The organism is Terrabacter sp. R4-6 (assembly GCF_057529065.1).
This window is the reverse complement of the sequence record NZ_CP197224.1, coordinates 392,340-410,284: the sequence shown is the minus strand read 5'-3', so window position 1 is coordinate 410,284 and position 17,945 is coordinate 392,340. Positions and strand designations below refer to the sequence as shown.

Annotated in this window: 17 protein-coding genes and 2 tRNA genes; 9 read left to right on the top strand and 10 right to left on the bottom strand. The window is 71.4% G+C overall.

Going from position 1 to position 17,945, the window contains the following annotated elements:
- Positions 1 to 192: 192 nt before the first annotated feature.
- Positions 193 to 266 (bottom strand) — tRNA-Ile (locus ACSSS0_RS01965).
- A 145-nt stretch (positions 267 to 411) separates the two neighbouring features.
- Between ACSSS0_RS01965 and ACSSS0_RS01960 the strand changes: the two genes are divergently transcribed.
- The 5 genes from ACSSS0_RS01960 (at position 412) to ACSSS0_RS01940 (ending at position 4,192) form a co-directional block, all read left to right on the top strand.
- Positions 412 to 753 (top strand): bifunctional 3-phenylpropionate/cinnamic acid dioxygenase ferredoxin subunit, encoded by a 342-nt coding sequence (locus tag ACSSS0_RS01960; RefSeq protein WP_435985577.1) that lies wholly within the window; start codon positions 412 to 414, stop codon positions 751 to 753.
- Positions 754 to 928: 175 nt separating this feature from the next.
- On the top strand, positions 929 to 1,444 hold the full coding sequence (locus tag ACSSS0_RS01955) for a DUF3145 domain-containing protein (RefSeq protein ID WP_487229860.1): 516 nt from the start codon (positions 929 to 931) through the stop codon (positions 1,442 to 1,444).
- A 519-nt stretch (positions 1,445 to 1,963) separates the two neighbouring features.
- Positions 1,964 to 2,470 carry an HNH endonuclease gene (locus tag ACSSS0_RS01950; protein WP_487229859.1) on the top strand — a complete coding sequence of 169 codons (507 nt, stop codon included), beginning with the start codon at positions 1,964 to 1,966 and terminating at the stop codon, positions 2,468 to 2,470.
- Positions 2,467 to 2,841 (top strand): WhiB family transcriptional regulator, encoded by a 375-nt coding sequence (locus ACSSS0_RS01945; protein WP_487229858.1) that lies wholly within the window; start codon positions 2,467 to 2,469, stop codon positions 2,839 to 2,841. Before ACSSS0_RS01950 ends, ACSSS0_RS01945 begins: the two co-directional genes overlap by 4 nt.
- Before the next feature lie 142 nt (positions 2,842 to 2,983).
- On the top strand, positions 2,984 to 4,192 hold the full coding sequence (locus tag ACSSS0_RS01940; protein WP_487229857.1) for an RtcB family protein: 1,209 nt from the start codon (positions 2,984 to 2,986) through the stop codon (positions 4,190 to 4,192).
- Positions 4,193 to 4,273: 81 nt separating this feature from the next.
- Here ACSSS0_RS01940 and fabF read toward each other — a convergent pair whose 3' ends face one another.
- The 8 genes from fabF to argG form a co-directional block, all read right to left on the bottom strand.
- Positions 4,274 to 5,524 (bottom strand): beta-ketoacyl-ACP synthase II, encoded by a 1,251-nt coding sequence (fabF, locus tag ACSSS0_RS01935; protein WP_435985582.1) that lies wholly within the window; start codon positions 5,522 to 5,524, stop codon positions 4,274 to 4,276.
- Between the two features lie 142 nt (positions 5,525 to 5,666).
- Positions 5,667 to 5,915: an acyl carrier protein gene (locus tag ACSSS0_RS01930; RefSeq protein ID WP_020145270.1), complete on the bottom strand. Its 249-nt coding sequence runs from the start codon at positions 5,913 to 5,915 to the stop codon at positions 5,667 to 5,669.
- A 136-nt stretch (positions 5,916 to 6,051) separates the two neighbouring features.
- Positions 6,052 to 7,107 (bottom strand): beta-ketoacyl-ACP synthase III, encoded by a 1,056-nt coding sequence (locus tag ACSSS0_RS01925; RefSeq protein ID WP_487229856.1) that lies wholly within the window; start codon positions 7,105 to 7,107, stop codon positions 6,052 to 6,054.
- A 149-nt stretch (positions 7,108 to 7,256) separates the two neighbouring features.
- Complete coding sequence (locus tag ACSSS0_RS01920; protein ID WP_487229855.1) at positions 7,257 to 8,189, bottom strand: ACP S-malonyltransferase; 933 nt, start codon at positions 8,187 to 8,189, stop codon at positions 7,257 to 7,259.
- Positions 8,190 to 8,235: 46 nt separating this feature from the next.
- Positions 8,236 to 9,579 carry a PucR family transcriptional regulator gene (locus ACSSS0_RS01915; protein WP_487229854.1) on the bottom strand — a complete coding sequence of 448 codons (1,344 nt, stop codon included), beginning with the start codon at positions 9,577 to 9,579 and terminating at the stop codon, positions 8,236 to 8,238.
- 103 nt (positions 9,580 to 9,682) lie between these two features.
- Positions 9,683 to 10,399 (bottom strand): class I SAM-dependent methyltransferase, encoded by a 717-nt coding sequence (locus tag ACSSS0_RS01910; protein ID WP_487229853.1) that lies wholly within the window; start codon positions 10,397 to 10,399, stop codon positions 9,683 to 9,685.
- A 59-nt stretch (positions 10,400 to 10,458) separates the two neighbouring features.
- Positions 10,459 to 10,923 carry an SRPBCC family protein gene (locus ACSSS0_RS01905; RefSeq protein WP_435985587.1) on the bottom strand — a complete coding sequence of 155 codons (465 nt, stop codon included), beginning with the start codon at positions 10,921 to 10,923 and terminating at the stop codon, positions 10,459 to 10,461.
- A 49-nt stretch (positions 10,924 to 10,972) separates the two neighbouring features.
- Positions 10,973 to 12,397, bottom strand: a complete 1,425-nt coding sequence (gene argG / locus ACSSS0_RS01900; RefSeq protein ID WP_487229852.1) for an argininosuccinate synthase — start codon at positions 12,395 to 12,397, stop codon at positions 10,973 to 10,975.
- Positions 12,398 to 12,628: 231 nt separating this feature from the next.
- On the opposite strand from argG, the gene ACSSS0_RS01895 reads away from it, so the two are divergent.
- The gene (locus tag ACSSS0_RS01895) at positions 12,629 to 13,546 is read left to right on the top strand and encodes a type IV toxin-antitoxin system AbiEi family antitoxin domain-containing protein (protein WP_487229851.1); all 918 of its coding nucleotides are present in this window, start codon (positions 12,629 to 12,631) and stop codon (positions 13,544 to 13,546) included.
- A 186-nt stretch (positions 13,547 to 13,732) separates the two neighbouring features.
- Here the strand turns inward: ACSSS0_RS01895 and aceE are convergent, their stop codons facing one another.
- Positions 13,733 to 16,504 carry a pyruvate dehydrogenase (acetyl-transferring), homodimeric type gene (aceE, locus tag ACSSS0_RS01890; RefSeq protein ID WP_487229850.1) on the bottom strand — a complete coding sequence of 924 codons (2,772 nt, stop codon included), beginning with the start codon at positions 16,502 to 16,504 and terminating at the stop codon, positions 13,733 to 13,735.
- 294 nt (positions 16,505 to 16,798) lie between these two features.
- On the opposite strand from aceE, the gene ACSSS0_RS01885 reads away from it, so the two are divergent.
- From ACSSS0_RS01885 to ACSSS0_RS01875, 3 genes are all read left to right on the top strand, one after another.
- Complete coding sequence (locus tag ACSSS0_RS01885) at positions 16,799 to 17,215, top strand: DUF3052 domain-containing protein (RefSeq protein ID WP_435985591.1); 417 nt, start codon at positions 16,799 to 16,801, stop codon at positions 17,213 to 17,215.
- 82 nt (positions 17,216 to 17,297) lie between these two features.
- Complete coding sequence (locus ACSSS0_RS01880) at positions 17,298 to 17,825, top strand: peroxiredoxin (protein ID WP_435985592.1); 528 nt, start codon at positions 17,298 to 17,300, stop codon at positions 17,823 to 17,825.
- A 46-nt stretch (positions 17,826 to 17,871) separates the two neighbouring features.
- Positions 17,872 to 17,944 (top strand) — tRNA-Val (locus ACSSS0_RS01875).
- The last annotated feature ends 1 nt before the right edge of the window (position 17,945 follow it).

Genomic DNA, 17,945 nt, shown 5'->3' with positions numbered 1-17,945 from the left:
CGGACGGTGCGGCCCTCGTGGTCGACGAGCACCGGGCCCCGACTCCCACCCCCGGGGTCCGTGCTCTCCCTCAACGCCGTCCGGGCGCCGACCGGCCCGTGAGCGGGCCGCCCGGTGCAGGACTGGCCGGCGGCGGTCGCACCCCGCCGGCCAGCCCCACCGTGGCGACGGGCCGGTGCGTGCGGTGAACGGTGGGGCAGCAGGGGCTTGAACCCTGGACCGACGGATTATGAGTCCGCTGCTCTGACCGGCTGAGCTACTGCCCCGGGACCGTCGGCGGGCGGGGCCGCCGAGATCGGTCGGAGTCTAGCGACCGGCCGGCAACCGTCGTGGAGGCGGGCGCGGGTGCTTGCGACCGAACCTCTAGGCTCGCCGTGACCATCGACACCGGGCACGTGAGGAACGACAAGCATGAGTGACGGCATCCGCGTGGCAGCGGTCGACGACGTCGAGCCTGGTGAGGCGCTCGTCCTCGACACCGCGGTCACGGCCACGGACGAGCCGATCTCGCTCTTCCGCGACGACGACGGCACGTACTACGCCCTCGACGACACGTGCTCGCACGAGGACGCGTCACTGGCGGACGGCTGGATCGAGGCCGGCGAGGTCGAGTGCCCGCTCCATGCCACGCGCTTCTGCCTCAGCGACGGCAAGCCGATGTGCCTGCCCGCGACGAAGCCGGTGCGCACCCACAAGGTCGAGGTGCGGGGCGACGAGGTCCTGCTCTTTCCGGGCGTGCCCGCCGGCACCTGAGAAGGGCGAAAGCCACATATCGGTTCCTGAGACTGCTGGTGCCGATGAGACTCGTGGTGCACAATGGGCGAGTGCTCGGAGTCGAGCACGCTCGTCCGGCACCACCGAGTCAGTCCACCGGCACGTGAAGCAGCAGGCGTTGGGGAAGACGTCCCTGCAACTTCAGGAGGTTCGGATGGCTGTCGCGATGCCGCGCACCACGACACGTGGGGTCCTGTTCGTACACGGAGCCCCCGCCGCGCTCTGCCCGCACATCACGTGGGCGATCGAGGCCGTCCTCGACCAGCCGGTCACGTTCGACTGGATCCCTCAGCCGGCCGCGCCCCGGATGGTGCGCACCGAGCTGGGCTGGACCGGCGCCCCCGGCACCGGGGCCGAGCTGGCCAGCGCCCTGCGCGGCTGGGACGGCCTGCGCTACGAGGTGACGGAGGACCCGTCGCCCGGATGCGACGGGTCCCGGTGGTCCTACACGCCGCGCCTCGGCATCCACCACGCCATGACCTCGGCGTCCGGCGACGCCGTCGTGCAGGAGGACCGCCTGCGCGAGGCGATCCTGCGCACGCGCGGCGACGTCGAGGCGCTCCAGGACGAGATCGACCTGCTGCTCGGAGTCCCGTGGGACGAGGAGCTCGAGGTCTTCCGCTATGCCGGTGACGGTGCCGCCGTGCGCTGGCTGCACAAGGTGGGCTGACCACCACACGTCTCGCCCGTCGCGACCTCCAGCGCGGCGCACGAGATGACGAGGGCCCGGGCGGTTCGTGCTCCCGCGCCCTCGTCATGCGTGGCACCGTGGACGGCCCGTGCAAAATCCTTGGCGGACAGGTGCTGTCGCCTGTCATGATCGACCGGGGCACGACGACCGCTGTGCCCCAAGACCTCTCACCGTCCGTCATCGAAAGGCCTGTCATGGCAACGGGACCCATCATGGAAGCGAAGCGCAGCCTGTGCCTCGCCGATGCGGCCTACCCGTTCCCGGGGGAGTGCGGCATCCGGCACCCCCAGCCACGGCATCCCCGCCTGCGATCTCGCTGACGCGACGAACCTCACGGTTCCGTCCGACGAGCCGCCCACCGGGATGACCCGGACGGGCGGCTCTTCTCGTGCCGCCCGTCGGCCTGACAGCAGCGCACCACGAACTGCAGCGCACCACGAGCAGCAGCGCACCATGAGACGAAGCCCGAGACGGCACGACGGACAGGAGGTCCCGGTCATGACACAGGTCGAGGTGTGGAACGCCGACGAGACGCTCCTGCACCGCGTGTCCGTGCGGCACGCCGTGCGGATGATCTGGCGCGGCGTCGCCACTCCCGTCGAGGTCCATGCGACGGAACGGTTCGGGCCCTACCAGGTGCCGGTCGTCGTGCGCCTCGTGCGCTACGTCGAGCAGAAGTGGCTCTACTCGCGCACCCGTGCCACCTACTCCCGTGAGGGCGTGCTGCTCCGCGACCGCCACCAGTGCGCCTACTGCGGCCGTTTCACGGCCACGACCATGGACCACGTCCTCCCGCGCTCGCGTGGCGGCGCGACGGCGTGGGCCAACGCCGTCGCGGCCTGCGAGCCGTGCAACGTCCGCAAGGGCGACCGAACCCCCGACGAGGCGCGGATGCCGCTGCGCTGGGAGCCCTACGTCCCCACCCGGGTGCAGCTGCACTTCGCACGCACCACCTCATTGTCCGCAACGCACGTCACCGACCTCGGGAAGGAGCCCGCCAGATGACGAGGAACCGCACGATCACCCGCACCCAGTCCCTCGGACAGGTCGGTCTCCGACCGGCCGCCAGGAGCGCGCACGGCCTCGACGCGTGGATCTTCCGCGCGGCGTCGGAGCACCCCTTCGAGCCGGGCGACGTCGAGCCGCTCTGCGCGGGGGAGGACCCGAACCTCTTCTGGCCGGCCACCGAGGCCGAGGCGGAGCTGGCCAGGGCGGTGTGCCGTGCATGCCCCCTGACGGAGGCCTGCCTGGCCGTGGCGCAGCAGCGCCTCGAGTGGGGCGTGTGGGGCGGGCAGCTGCTCGCCAAGGGACGTGCCACGACCGAGCTCCCGGGCAACGTGCGTCCGTCGGCGCACGACACGGCGCGCAGCGCCTGACACCGAGGACGTATGCCGGGTGGTGGGGTCCATGGGGACGCCACCACCCGGCATACCACCACGCCGACAGACCCTGTCGGCGACACGAACGTCCGACCACGACGTCCGGGCGCCCGCCCGGCACCACGAAAGGATGAGGACCATGACCACCTTCCCTGTCGCGCTCCCGGGCGCGCAGGCCTCCACTCTCATGTGGGCCGACCCCGCGCAGGTCGAGCCCGCAGCCCTGGAGCAGCTGCGCACCATCAGCCGGCTGCCGTGGGTGCACGGCCTGCGCGTCATGCCGGACGTGCACCTCGGCAAGGGCGCGACGGTCGGCTCGGTCATCGCCATGCGCGACGCCGTCTCCCCGGCTGCGGTCGGCGTCGACATCGGCTGCGGCATGACCGGCGTCCGCACCAACCTCACGGCCGCCGACCTGCCCGACGACCTCGGCCCGCTGCGATCGGCCATCGAGGCCGTCCTGCCGGTGGGCTGGCACGCGCACGAGGGAACGGCCCCGGTGCTTCGACGCGAGCGCGCGCTCGCGGCACGGTTCGACAGCCTCATGGGGCGCTTCGGGGAGCTGCGCGCCCCGAGGATCGCGGACCGCCAGGGCCGGGCACTGGCGCAGTGCGGTTCGCTGGGATCGGGCAACCACTTCCAGGAGGTGTGCGAGGGCGACGACGGTCACCTGTGGCTCATGCTCCACTCCGGGTCGCGCAACATCGGCAAGGAGCTCGCGGAGCGGCACATCGCCACGGCCAGGACGCTCGAGCACAACCTCGGGCTGCCCGACCGTGACCTCGCGGTGTTCCTCGCCGACACGGACGAGATGGCGGCGTACCTCCACGACCTCTACTGGGCCCAGGAGTACGCGCTGATCAACCGCGAGGTGATGATGGCGACGACGCGCGACGTCCTGGCGCGGCACTTCCCGCACGTCGTGTTCGACGAGCCGGTGCGCTGCCACCACAACTACGTCTCGGAGGAGACGTACGACGGGGTGGACGTCGTCGTGACCCGCAAGGGGGCGATCCGGGCAGGAGTGGGCGACCTGGGACTGATCCCGGGGTCGATGGGCACCGGGTCGTACGTCGTGCGCGGACTGGGCAACGAGGCGTCGTTCAGGTCTGCGAGCCACGGGGCGGGTCGCCGGATGTCGCGCAACGCGGCCAAGCGGCAGTTCACCGTCGAGGACCTCCGGGCGCAGACCGCCGGGGTGGAGTGCCGCAAGGACGCCGGCGTCATCGACGAGATCCCCTCTGCCTACAAGGATCTCGAGTCGGTCATCGCGGCGCAGGCGACAGGGCCGAGCCCTCTGGTCGCGGTCGTGGCGCGGCTGACCACACTGCTCTGCGTCAAGGGCTGACAGCGAGTCACGGATAGACGGAGTGCCCACCCGACGAGCAGGTCGGGTGGGCACTCCGTCACGGCAGATGCGCCATGCGAGTCAGATGCTGCGGATCGCGAGGGCGACGTTGTGCCCGCCGAAGCCGAACGAGTTGTTCAGGGCGGCGATGTCACCGTCGGGCAGCTTCTGGTGCTCGCCCGTGACGACGTTGAGCGGGATCTCGGGGTCCTGGTCCTCGAGGTTGATCGTCGCCGGGACGAGGCGGTGGTAGATCGACTGGATCGTGATGACCGCCTCGAGGGCCCCGGCCGCCCCGAGCAGGTGCCCGGTCATCGACTTGGTGGCCGTCACCGACATGTTCTCGGTGTGGTCACCGAACGCCCGCTTGATGGCGTTGTACTCGGCCACGTCACCGACGGGGGTCGAGGTGGCGTGCGCGTTGATGTGGATGATGTCGGTCGGTGCCAGGTCGGCCCGCTCGACGGCGTACAGCATCGCGCGGGACGCGCCGGAGCCGTTGGGCTCGGGGGCGGTGATGTGGTGCGCGTCGGCGGACATGCCGACGCTCGCGAGCTCGGCGTAGATCCGGGCGCCGCGGGCGCGGGCGTGCTCCTCCGACTCGAGGACGATGACCGCGGCGCCCTCACCGAGGACGAAGCCGTCACGGCCGGTGTCGTAGGGGCGCGAGGCCTTGGTCGGGTCGTCGTTGCGCGTCGACAGCGCCTGCATCGCGGCGAAGCCGGCGATGGGCAGCGGGTGGACGGCTGCCTCGGTGCCACCGGCCACGACGATGTCGGCCCGGCCCGTGCGGATCATGTCGATGGCGTAGCCCATGCTCTCGGCGCCCGACGCGCAGGCGCTGACCGTCGTGTGCGCCCCGGCGCGGGCGCCCAGGTCGAGCGAGACGGCCGCGGCAGGGCCGTTGGGCATGAGCATCGGGACCGCCAGCGGGTAGACGCGGCGGGGCCCCTTCTCCTTGAGGACGTCCCACTGGTCGAGGAGGGTCCACACGCCGCCGATGCCGGAGCCGATGGCGGCGCCGAGCCGCTCGGGGTCGACCTCGGGGGCGCCGGCGTCGGCCCACGCCTCACGGGCCGCGATGAGGGCGTACTGGCTCGAGGGGTCGAGACGTCGCGTCTCGACCTTGGCCAGCACGTCGACGGGCTGGGTGGCGATCGTCGCGGCGAACGTGACGGGGAGCTCGTACTTGGCGACCCAGTCGAAGTCCATGGGGCGGGCGCCGGACCGGCCGGCGAGCAGGGCCTCCCACGTCTCCGTGGCGGTACCGCCCAGGGGCGTGGTGGCTCCGAGACCGGTGACCACGACGCGTCGGTCGCGATTGGACGTCATGGTGACGTGCTCCTCTGGGTCGAGTGGGGTGGTGTCGTGCGAGGGGTGGTGGCTGTGACGGGACTGCGGTGCTGCTCGTGGGGCGGGCGCCCGTGGTGCGGCTCGGTCGGCGCCCGGTGGTGCCGGGCGCCGACCGGGTGCATCAGGACTGCGCGCCGGCGATGAACGTGACGGCGTCGCGGACGGTCTTGAGGTTCTTGACCTCGCTGTCCGGGATGCGCACGCCGAACTTCTCCTCGGCGTTGACGACGATCGTCATCATCGAGAGGGAGTCGATGTCGAGGTCCTCGGTGAAGGACTTGTCCATCTCGACGGACGCGGTGTCGAGGCCGGTCTCCTCGTTGACGATCTCGGCAAGACCCTCGAGGATCTCCTGCTCGGACTGAGCCATCTGTCTGCTCCTTGTTCGTGTTGGCGGTTCGTGCTGGCGGTGGTGCTCGGGGCTGTCATCCGCGTGGATGGCATTCCGTGGCCCGAATGACCCGTCGGGACCGGCGGGAGTGCTGGACTGCCCGTGCTGGGAGTGCTCAGGGCAGCACGACGACCTGCGCGGCATACACGAGACCGGCGCCGAAGCCGATCTGCAGGGCGAGGCCGCCGCTCGGGATCTCCTTCTCGGCGAGCATGCGGGTCGTGGCGATCGGGATCGAGGCCGCCGAGGTGTTGGCGGTGGTCACGATGTCGCGGGCCACGGGGATGTCGGCCGGCAACTTGAGCTGCTTGACCATCGCGTCGATGATGCGGATGTTGGCCTGGTGCGGGATGAAGGCGTCCAGGTCGTCGGCCTTGATGCCGGCCTTGTCGATGGCCTGCTGCGCGACGGGGGCCATGCCCCAGACGGCCCAGCGGAAGACCGTCTGGCCGGCCATGCCGATCGCGGGCCACACGTTCTTGTCGGCCTGCGCGGACTGCCACGACTCCCGGACGTCGGTCCACGCCTGCTTCTGCGTGATGGCGTCGCGCTGCGTGCCGTCGGAGCCCCAGACGGTCGGGCCGATACCCGGGGTGTCGCTGGGACCGATGACACAGGCGCCGGCGCCGTCGCCGAAGATGAAGGCGCTGCCGCGGTCGTAGGGGTCGGTGAAGTCGCTCAGCTTCTCGACGCCGACGACGAGGACGTAGTCGGCGGAGCCGCCCTTGACCATGTCGCTGGCCATCGCGACGCCGTAGCAGTAGCCCGCGCACGCGGCGGAGATGTCGAGGGCCGGGGCCGTCGAGCCGAGACGGGAGGCGAGCTCCGGAGCCGCGGCGGGGGTCTGGTACGGGTGCGTGACTGTGGCGACGAGGACGAAGCCGATCTGCTCGGGCGCGATGCCGGCGTGCTCGAGGGCCTGGCGGGAGGCTGCCTCCGCCATGTCGATGACGCTCTCGTCGTCGGCGGCGAAGTGGCGGCTGATGATGCCGGACCGCTCCCGGATCCACTCGTCGCTCGAGTCGATCTTGTCGACGATCTCGGAGTTCATGACGACGCGGGCCGGGCGGTAGGCGCCCACGCCCAGGATCCGCGAGTGGCGTGCGGCGCCGTTGTCGACGAGGGTGCCGGTGCCCTTGGGCGTCGGCGCGGTGGCGCTGGGGGATGTCACGTGAGGCCTTCTCGAGGGTGAGGGTTCAGGTGGGGTCGTGGTGCGGCGCGGGGGAGGTCCTGGTCGGGCGGGGTCACCGTCGGACGGGGCCCTCTCCACGAGCGTGCCCCTGTCGGGGTCGGTGCGCCAGTCATGGGACGTCGGTGTCGTCAGGGGCTCGAGTGGGTGGCGACGAGCCCGCGGGCCGCCTCGAGGTCGTCGGGCGTCTTGACGGCGAGGGTCTCCACGCCGGGCATGGCGCGCTTGGCGAGACCGACGAGGGTGCCGGCGGGAGCGAGCTCGAGCAGCCCCGTGACGCCGAGCGCGAGCATCGTCTCCATGCAGCGGTCCCAGCGCACGGGGTTGCTGACCTGGCGCACGAGCCGCTCGAGCGCGTCGGGACCGTCGGCCACGGTGGCTCCGTCGGCGTTGGACAGGAGCCGGAGGGTGGGCGCCGAGGGCGTGACGTCGGCCGCGGCGGCGGCGAGAGCGTCGACGGCGGGGGACATGTGGCGGGTGTGGAACGCGCCGGCGACCTGGAGGGGGATGACCCGCGCCTTGGCCGGGGCAGCCGCGCGGAGGGCCTCGACCTGCTCGAGGGTGCCGGCGGCGACGACCTGTCCCGCTCCGTTGATGTTGGCGGGCGTCAGGCCGTGGGTCTCGAGCGCGGCGAGGACCTCGTCGGGGTCGCCGCCGAGGACGGCGGCCATGCCGGTGGGGGTGACCGCGCTGGCCTCGGCCATCGCGCGCCCGCGGGTCGCGACGAGGGAGATGGCCTGCTCGTCCGTGACGACGCCCGCGAGGGCGGTCGCGGTGAGCTCCCCGACGGAGTGCCCGGCGAGGACGGCTCCCGTGCCGGCGAGCTCGTCGCGCGAGGGGAAGAGCGCCGAGGCCGTCACGAGCCCGGCCGCCACGATGAGCGGCTGCGCGACGGCGGTGTCCTTGATCGTCTCGGCGTCGGACTCGGTGCCGTGGGCGACGAGGTCGTGCCCGGCCGCACGGCCGAGGGCGTTCAGCTGCTCGCGCACACCGTCGAGCTCGAGCCACGGGGCGAGGAAGCCGGGGGTCTGGGAGCCCTGTCCAGGGCAGACGATCGCTAGCACGTGCTCAACCTTTCCGGGTTACCGGTGAGGACCTCGCCACCGAATGTCACGAAGTCGTCGGGGATAGTTTGGAGGTTTCCTCCAAGGGGGAACGATCGGTTGTGCGTGGCCGCAGTCGTGGCGTCCGCGACGGGCTGGTCGGGCCGTCGCCGCCCGGCGGGGCGAGGCCGCCCGCGCCGCGGGTGCCAGCGGAGCCTCCGGACCCGCCCGTGCTCGCCGGGGCGGCAGCGAGGCGGCCGAGGGCGAGCGCGATCCGCACGGCCCAGGCCTCGCGCGGCGTCGCGAGGTCGTAGCCCGTGACGTCGGAGATGCGCCCCAGCCGGTAGCGCACGGTGTTGGGGTGCACGAAGAGGACCCGCGCCGTCGCCTCGAGCGACCCGCCGTGCTCGAGGTAGGCGGTCGCCGTCTGGAGGAGGGGTGCGTGCCCGGGGGCGGTGAGCGGGCGGTGGATGCGGTCGACGAGGATGCGGCGCGCCGGAGGGTCGCCGGCGAGGGCACGCTCGGGCAGGACGGCGTCGGCCTCGAGCACGCGCGGTGCGTCGGGCCACGCCCCGGCGGCCGCGAGCCCGCTCAGGGCGGCACGTGCCGACCGCCCCGCCGCGAAGAGGTGGGGGACCGTGGGCCCGAGCACGATCGGGCCGGGTCCGAAGCAGTCCGCGACGGCCTCGACGACCCGTGACGCCTCACGCGTGCCGCCGAGGATCGCGATGAGGCGAGAGCGCTGGACGATGGCGAGGGCCTCGACGCCGTGCTGGCGCACCGCGCGGCGCAGGTCGTCGACGGCGGGAACCGCTCCGCCGCTCGCCGTCGGGGTGCTGCCCACGACGAAGGTCACGTCGGCGAGCTCGCCCCAGCCGAGTGCGCTGGCGCGGGACTGCATCGAGTCGTCGGCCTCGCCGCGCAGCACGGCGTCGACGACGAGTGCCTCGAGCCGGGCGTCCCACGCGCCACGGGCCTCGGCCGCGCCGGCGTAGACCTCCGCGGCCGCGAAGGCGATCTCACGGGAGAAGCGCAGCACCGACTCGCGCAGCAGCTGCTCGTCCCCGGGCGCGGCGAGGCCCTCGACGCGCGACTCGACGACGTCGACGACGGTCCGCACGAGGTCGAGCGTCTGGCGCAGGCTGACCGACCGGGTCAGCTCCTGCGGCGCGTTGGCGAAGATCGAGATGGCCGACGGCGGATGGCTCTCCTCCTGGTGGAACCACGCGATGAACTGCGAGATGCCGGCCTGGGCGACGAGCCCGACCTGAGAGCGTTCCTCGGCCGAGAGGTCGCGATACCACCGCAGGTGCTCCTCCATGCGCTGCGACGCGAGGGTCGAGAGCTCGCCGGCGCTGCGCTCGACGGCGCGGGAGGTCGCCTCGCTCGGGTGCTGTCGCCGTCTGCTCACGGGCCCAGCCTAGGTCTCCGGCAGCCTTGACTTTGTATGCCGCTCACAAAGGGATGGCGGGCACGTGACATCGCGGACGGGTCGGGTCGCCGTCGGAGCGGCGTCAGTGGGCCGACAGGACGGCGGTGTGGCCGGCGTACGTCCGAGGGCCCTCGAAGTGCGGGAGGGACTGCGCGAGGTCGGGGGAGAAGGTCGCGAGGTAGGCGCTCGCGGCCGCGTGGTCGGCGAAGGTCGCGCGGGTCTCGACGTCGCGCTGGACGACGTGCTCGAAGTGTCGACCCAGCACCTCCGCGGCGTTCTCCGACATGAACTGGGTGACGAGCGCGTCGCCGCCGGCCTCGCGCAGCAGCCCGGCCAGGTGCTCGCGGCCGTTCGTCGCGACGTACAAGGCCCCTCCGTCGCGCAGGACGCGGCGCAGCTCGCGCAGCGTGCCGTCGAGGTCGGGCACGTGGTAGAGCATCCAGGCCGCGACGGCCGCGTCGCACGTGCCGTCGCCGAAGGGCAGGACGTCCGAGGAGGCGACCTCCGCCGGGACGCCCAGGGCGCGCGTCGCCTCGACCATCGCCGGGGACAGGTCGGTCGCGACGTAGTCGACGTCAGGCGCCTCGTCGAGGACGGAGCGAGCGAACTGTCCTGTGCCGCAGCCGATCTCGATCAGTCGCTTCGGCTGGGAGGACACCACGAGCGTACGCAGCACGTCCACGGGCGACACGCCCTCAGGACCGGGGCCCCACACATCACGCCGCGTGAGCAGGTTGTCGGTCGAGCGGTACTGACGGGCGACGTGGTCGCTCTCGGTGAGGTGGGTCGTCGAGTCCATGACCGGCCACCCTAGCGGCGGTCACGGGGAGATCCCATGACCGCCGAGAGGTGCGTCGGTCAGCTCGAGACGGCTGACGCGAGGTTGCCGAGGCTGTCCTCGAGCTGGCTCTTGTCGACGAGGGGGAAGCTGACCTTGGACAGGATCTCCTTGTCGGTGACGTGGCTCCAGTCATAGGTCAGCGTCACGAGGGTCGCGTTCGGGCCCTCCGGCGCGAGCTCCCACATCCACTCCCACCCGGGGGGCGGGGTGTCGGCGGGAGCCGTCTTCCACGCGAGCAGGGAGTTGTGCGAGTAGCCCGAGACCGTGTTGTCGGTCTGGTACTCGCCACCCATGTGGTCGCCGGCCATGTTCATCCGGAACACGTCGCCGACCTTCTGGAGGCGCTCGGCCTTCTCGTCGGACCGGACGAAGCCGGACCCGTCGAGCTGGACGTGGCGCTTCGGGTTGCTGAGCACGTCGAAGATCTCGGCTGCCGGGGCGTCGATGGTGCGCTGGACGGTGATTCTTCCGTTGTCGCTCATGCAGGGTCCCTACCCGATCGGTGCGTTCCCGCGACGGGGTCGGACGGGGTCAGTCCGTGCCGAACTCCATGGCGGCGCGGTCGAGCGCGTCGTCCTGGTCGTCGAGTCCCACGGCCGCCGGGTTGGCCGAGATCGCGGCCGCGCCGCCGGGCGTCAGCTCGCCCACGAGCTCGCGCGCGTCGGCGCCGAGGAGGCCCTGGGCGGCATACAGCTCGAGCTTGGCGCGCGAGTCGGCGATGTCGAGGTTGCGCATCGTCAGCTGACCGATGCGGTCGACGGGACCGAAGGCGGCGTCCTCGGTGCGCTCCATCGAGAGCTTCTCGGGGTGGTAGCTGAAGGCCGGACCCGAGGTGCCCACGATCGACCAGTCGTCACCGCGGCGCAGCCGGATCGTGACCTCGCCCGTGACGGCCGAGGCGATCCACCGCTGGATGGACTCGCGGACCATGAGCGCCTGCGGGTCGAGCCAGCGTCCTTCGTAGAGAAGGCGGCCCAGCTTGCGGCCCTCGGCGTGGTAGTTGGTGATCGTGTCCTCGTTGTGGATCGCGGCGACGAGCCGCTCGTAGGTGATGTGGAGCAGCGCCATGGCCGGGGCCTCGTAGATGCCGCGCGACTTCGCCTCGATGATGCGGTTCTCGATCTGGTCGCTCATGCCGAGGCCGTGGCGGCCGCCGATGGTGTTGGCGGCGTCGACGAGCGCGACGGGGTCCGCGTACTCCTGGCCGTTCACGGCGACGGGGCGGCCGCGCTCCCAGCGCACCGTGACGTCCTCGGTCTCGATGGCGACCGAGGGGTCCCAGAACTTGACCCCCATGATCGGCTCGACGACCTCGATCGACTCGTCGAGGAACTCGAGGGTCTTGGCCTCGTGCGTGGCGCCCCAGATGTTCGCGTCGGTGGAGTACGCCTTCTCGGCGGACGCGCGGTAGGGCAGCTCGCGGGCCGTCAGCCACTCGGACATCTCGTGCCGGCCACCGAGCTCGGTGACGAATTCGGCGTCGAGCCACGGCTTGTAGATGCGCAGGCTCGGGTTGGCCATGAGGCCGTAGCGGTAGAACCGCTCGATGTCGTTGCCCTTGAAGGTCGAGCCGTCGCCCCAGATCGACACGCCGTCGTCCTGCATGGCGCGCACGAGCAGGGTGCCCGTGACGACGCGGCCGAGGGGGGTCGTGTTGAAGTACGTCTTGCCGCCACTGCGGATGTGGAAGGCGCCGCACGCGATCGCCGACAGGCCCTCCTCGACGAGGGCGGCCTTGCAGTCGACGAGACGGCTGATCTCCGCGCCGTACTGGCCGGCGCGGCCGGGGACGGAGTCGATGTCGGGCTCGTCGTACTGCCCGAGGTCGGCCGTGTAGGTGCAGGGCACGGCGCCCTTCTCGCGCATCCAGGCAACAGCCACAGAGGTGTCGAGGCCGCCGGAGAAGGCGATGCCGACACGTTCACCGACGGGGAGCGAGGTCAGGACCTTGGACATGGATGCAAGTATATGCACAGCCGCGCATACCTATCCAATCGCCGTGGCAGCCCGTGAACATCGCGTATGCCGGGTGGCCGACTGCCGCTCAGCAGCGTCGGTCACGCTCAGCCCCGGTGGAGGACTCCGGCGCTGGTGAGCCGTCCACACCCTCCTGGGACCGGCCCACGTCGTCCACAACCCGTGGCGGACCGTCGCCGCGGGTGCGCGCTTCAGTGGACGCTCGAGCGCATGGACCTCCACCTCATCGCGCGTGACGGCGTCTTCTCCACCTCGGACGCGGCCCGCCTCGGACTGGACCGCAACGCGCTGGCCCGCCTCGTCCGTCAGGGGCGCTGCCTGCGCCTCACGACCGGTTGGTATGCCGTCGTCGACGGAGAGCCGCCGGCCCCCGAAGCACTGCACCGGCTCACTGCCGTTGCCGTCGGGAGGGCGCTGCGCGGACGCGCCGCCCTCAGTCACCACTCGTGTCTCGTCGTGGCTGGGCTTCCGACGTTCGCGGCCGACCTCACGACCGTGCACCTCACCTCGCTGGTCGAGACGCGAGGTGGCGTGTCGGTCACCCGGCGCGGCGTCACGGTGCACCGGCGCGTCGGCAACCTCCGCATCCCCGCACCGGACCTGCTCGCACCGGACCGGCCGCGGCTCGTACCGACGGCGTGGGCAGCCGTCCAAGCCGGCATGGCAGCCGGGCCCGAGGCGTTCGTGGTGTCGGCCGACGGCGCTATGCGCGCGGGAACAGCCACGCCGGATGCGCTGTCCCGCGCGGTTGAGGTCTTCGCGACCCACACCGGCATCGGCCCGGTCCGAGCTGCGCTGCCCCTCGCGGATGCGCGGCACGAGTCGCCGGGTGAGTCGCGCGCGGCCTTTCTGCTGGCGGCTCTGGGTCACTCGGTGGAACCGCAGGTCGAGGTGGTGGCCGAGGGGCGGCGATACCGCGCGGACTTCCGGATCGTCGGCACGCGGGTGCTCGTCGAGTTCGACGGTGCGGTCAAGTACGAGGACCGCCGCGCACTGTTCGAGGAGAAGCAGCGCGAGGACGCCCTGAGGCGGGCCGGTTGGGTCGTGGTCCGGGTGGTGTGGGGCGACCTGGACGACCCGAGGCGGGTCGCGCGGCGGTTGGCGGCGGCCCTGGCCGTCGCCGCGTGACCTGCTGTGGCGCTCAGCGGACCCACTCGAGCTCACTGACGCCGGAGGCCTGCGGCGCCAGTGAGAGCGACCCGCGCGGGTGAGAGCGACCGGCGTCGCTGGGGTGGGGGCGGGTGGCCGGGTATGCCGTGCGGCCCAATCCCTGGGCAGGGAGCGGGCCGCACGGCATACGTCATCGGGGAAGCGTCAGCTCTCGCCGCCCGCGTTGCCCGACGTGCCCGCCGTGACGTCGTCGAGCTGGTACTTCTCGGCCGCGCGACGGGGGACGTCGGCGTCGACCTTGCCCTCCTTGGCGAGCAGCTGCAGCGTCCGCACGGCGACCGAGGGGCCGTCGATGTGGAAGAAGCGGCGTGCGGCGGGGCGGGTGTCGGAGAAGCCGAAGCCGTCGGCGCCGAGCGTGGCGTAGGTGCCCGGGACCCATTCGCGGATCTGGTCCTGGACGGCCCGCATGTAGTCGGACACACCCACGACCGGGCCCTCGGTGCCCTCGAGGCACTGGGTGACCCATGGCTTGATCGGCGGGCCGTCGGGCTTGAGGAACTCCTGCTCGTCGGACCGCAGGCCGTCACGACGCAGCTCGTTCCACGAGGTCACCGACCACACGTCGGCGGCCACGCCCCAGTCGTCGGCGAGCAGCTGCTGCGCCTCGAGCGCCCACGGCACACCGACACCGGACCCGAGGAGCTGCGCGCGCGGCGCCTCGTGCGTCCAGCCCCCGGTGTCGGCCACCGAGATGCGGTGCATGCCGCGCAGGATGCCCTCGACGTCGACGTCCTCCGGCTCCTTGGGCTGCTGGATCGGCTCGTTGTAGACGGTGAGGTAGTAGATGACGTTCGACTCCTCGGGCGTGTTGCCCTCGCCGTACATCCGCTTGAGGCCGTCCTGCATGATGTGCGCGATCTCGTACGCGTACGCCGGGTCGTAGTGCACGACGGCCGGGTTGGTCGCGGCGAGGAGCGGGCTGTGGCCGTCGGCGTGCTGCAGGCCCTCACCGGTCAGGGTGGTGCGGCCGGCCGTGGCGCCGATGAGGAAGCCACGTGTCATCTGGTCGGCGGCCGCCCAGATCGAGTCGCCCGTGCGCTGGAAGCCGAACATCGAGTAGAAGACGTAGATCGGGATCATCGGCTTGCCGTGCGTGGCGTACGACGTGCCCGCCGCCGTGAACGCCGCCAGGGAGCCCGCCTCGTTGATGCCGAGGTGCAGGATCTGGCCGCTGACGTTCTCGCGGTAGGCGAGCATCAGCTCGGCGTCGACCGGCGTGTAGTTCTGCCCGTTGGGGTTGTAGATCTTGATCGTCGGGAAGAACGCGTCCATGCCGAACGTGCGCGCCTCGTCGGGGATGATCGGCACGATGCGCGGACCGAACTCCTTGTCGCGCAACAGGTCCTTGAGCAGGCGGACGAACGCCATCGTCGTGGCGACCTCCTGCTTGCCCGAGCCCTTCTTGACCTGGGCGTATGCCTCGTCGCCGGGCAGCTTGACCGGCTCAAAGTCGACGCGACGGCTCGGCAGGGTGCCACCGAGCTTGGTGCGGCGGTCGATGGAGTACTTGATGACCTCGCTGTCGGCACCCGGGTGGTAGTACGGCGGCTGGTAGGGGTTGGCCTCGAGCTGCTCGTCGGTGATCGGGATGCGGAGGCTGTCGCGGAAGGCCTTGAGGTCGTCCAGCGTCATCTTCTTCATCTGGTGCGTGGCGTTGCGGCCGGCGAAGTGCGAGCCGAGGCCGTAGCCCTTGATCGTCTTCGCGAGGATGACCGTCGGCTGGCCGGTGTGCTGACGGGCAGCCTGGTAGGCCGCGAAGACCTTGCGGTAGTCGTGGCCGCCGCGCTTGAGGTCCCACCAGACCTGCTCGTCGGTCCAGTCCTCGACCATCTTGGCCGTGCGCGGGTCGCGACCGAAGAAGTGGTCGCGGACGTACTTGCCGTCGTTGGCGCGGAAGGTCTGGTAGTCGCCGTCGCTCGTCTGGTTCATGATGTGCACGAGCGCGCCGTCGCGGTCGGCGGCGAGCAGCGGGTCCCACCCGCGGCCCCACACGACCTTGATGACGTTCCAGCCGGCGCCACGGAAGAACGCCTCGAGCTCCTGGATGATCTTGCCGTTGCCGCGCACCGGTCCGTCGAGCCGCTGCAGGTTGCAGTTGATGACGAAGTTGAGGTTGTCGAGCTCCTCGTTGGCCGCGAGCTGGAGCAGGCCGCGCGACTCGGGCTCGTCCATCTCGCCGTCGCCGAGGAAGGCCCACACGTCCTGCTGGCTGGTGTCCTTGATGCCGCGGTTGTGGAGGTACTTGTTGAACTGCGCCTGGTAGATCGCGTTCATCGGGCCGATGCCCATCGACACCGTCGGGAACTCCCAGTAGTTCGGGAGCAGCCGCGGGTGCGGGTAGGACGGGACGGCCTCGACGGTGCCGTCGACGCGGTGGCTCTTCTCCTGGCGGAAGCCGTCGAGCTGCGCCTCGGTCAGGTGGCCCTCGAGGAAGCTGCGGGCGTACATGCCGGGGGAGGCGTGGCCCTGGAAGTAGATCTGGTCGCCGCCGCCGGGGTGGTCCTTGCCGCGGAAGAAGTGGTTCATGCCCACCTCGTAGAGCGTCGCGGCGGACGCGTACGTCGAGATGTGCCCGCCGACGCCGATGCCGGGCCGCTGCGCGCGGTGCACCATGATCGCGGCGTTCCAGCGGATGTAGCGGCGCATCTCGCGCTCGACGTCCTCGTCGCCGGGGAACCACGGCTCGCGCTCGGGCGGGATCGTGTTGATGTAGTCGGTCGCCGTCAGGGACGGGACGCCGACCTGCTGCTGGCGCGCGCGCTCGATGAGCTTGAGCATGATGTAGCGCGCCCGCGTCCGGCCCTTCTCGTCGAGGACGGCGTCGAGCGAGTCGATCCACTCCTGCGTCTCGTCCGGGTCGATGTCCGGGAGCTGACTGGGGATGCCGTTGAGGATCGGTCCGGCCTCGGATGCCACGTCGTGGGTCCTTTCTCGTCGCGAGGCGGCGCCCGCGGCCGGTCGGCCACGGCGCTGCACCCACCCATCCTCTACCAAACCGTGGTGGCCGTCACACTCGGGTCCAGCACCGGGACGGCCACTCCGGCGTCGCCGCCGTCCCACCCGGTGGTATGCCGCGTGCTCCCTCTGGCGCGGCGTGCGCGTTGCGCACCCACCGGGTCGGGCTTGCGCGATAGCGTCGGAGCCAGTGCACTGATCTCGTGGCACCCACGCCACGACACGACGCGCCAACGATCGAGAGGACCGGTGACAGTGAGCGAGACCGCGGGAGCGGCGTCCTTCAGCAAGCTCGGATTTGCCAAGGGGCAGATCATCCAGGAGTTCGGCTATGACGACGACGTCGACGACGACCTGCGGTTCGAGCTCGAGGACGCCATCGGGACCGAGCTCGAGGACGAGGACTTCAACGACGGCGCGGACGGGGTGCTGCTCTGGTACCGCGACGGCGACGACGACCTCGTCGACCTCATGGTCGACGGGCTGACGAAGCTCTTCGACCAGGGCTTCATCGTGCTGCTGACGCCCAAGGCCGGGCGCTCCGGTCACGTCGATGCCAGCGTCGTCGAGGAGGCCGCCTCGACAGCCGGCCTGACCACCGGGGGCCAGGTCAACGTGGCCGCCGACTGGGCGGCCACGAAGCTCATGCCACCGAAGGGCCCGCGCCGCTGAGCCCCGTCTGACGTCGGGTCCCGGGCCGAGCCCGTGTCGAGGGTGGCGGCGACACCCGGGCAGTGGTGTCACACTTGCCGCCATGACGAACGCGCACCCGACCGAGTCACCGGTCCAGGCGTCCGCCCCGTTGGGCGTCGGCGCGCTGGCGCCCGACTTCACCCTCGTCGACCAGTACGGCGTCGACGTCAGCCTGTCGGCCGTGCGCGACGTCAAGAACGCCGTCGTCGTCTTCTACCCGGCGGCCTTCTCGGGCATCTGCCGCGGCGAGCTGCGCGAGATCCGTGACGGGCTCGAGGACTTCCAGGACGACGACATCCAGGTCTTCGCCATCTCGTGCGACTCGATGTACACGCTGCGGGCGTGGGCCGACGCCGAGGGCCACTTCTTCCCGCTCCTGTCGGACTTCTGGCCGCACGGCGAGGTGGCGCGGCGCTACGGGATCCTCGACGACGAGGACGGGTTCGCACTGCGCGGCACGTTCCTGCTCGACCGCTCGGGCCGGATCGTCTGGACCGAGGTCCGCGGCATCGGTCAGGGACGCGACTTCCGGGCCTACCGCGAGGCGCTCGCGACGCTCCGCGCGAGCCAGCGCGATGCCGTAGGCTGACCGCCGCCTGCCGGTGTCAGCCACCTGCCTCCTGCGGGCACGTGAGGGGCCTGTAGCTCAGTTGGTAGAGCACCGCGTTTACACCGCGGGTGTCGTCGGTTCGAGCCCGGCCGGGCCCAC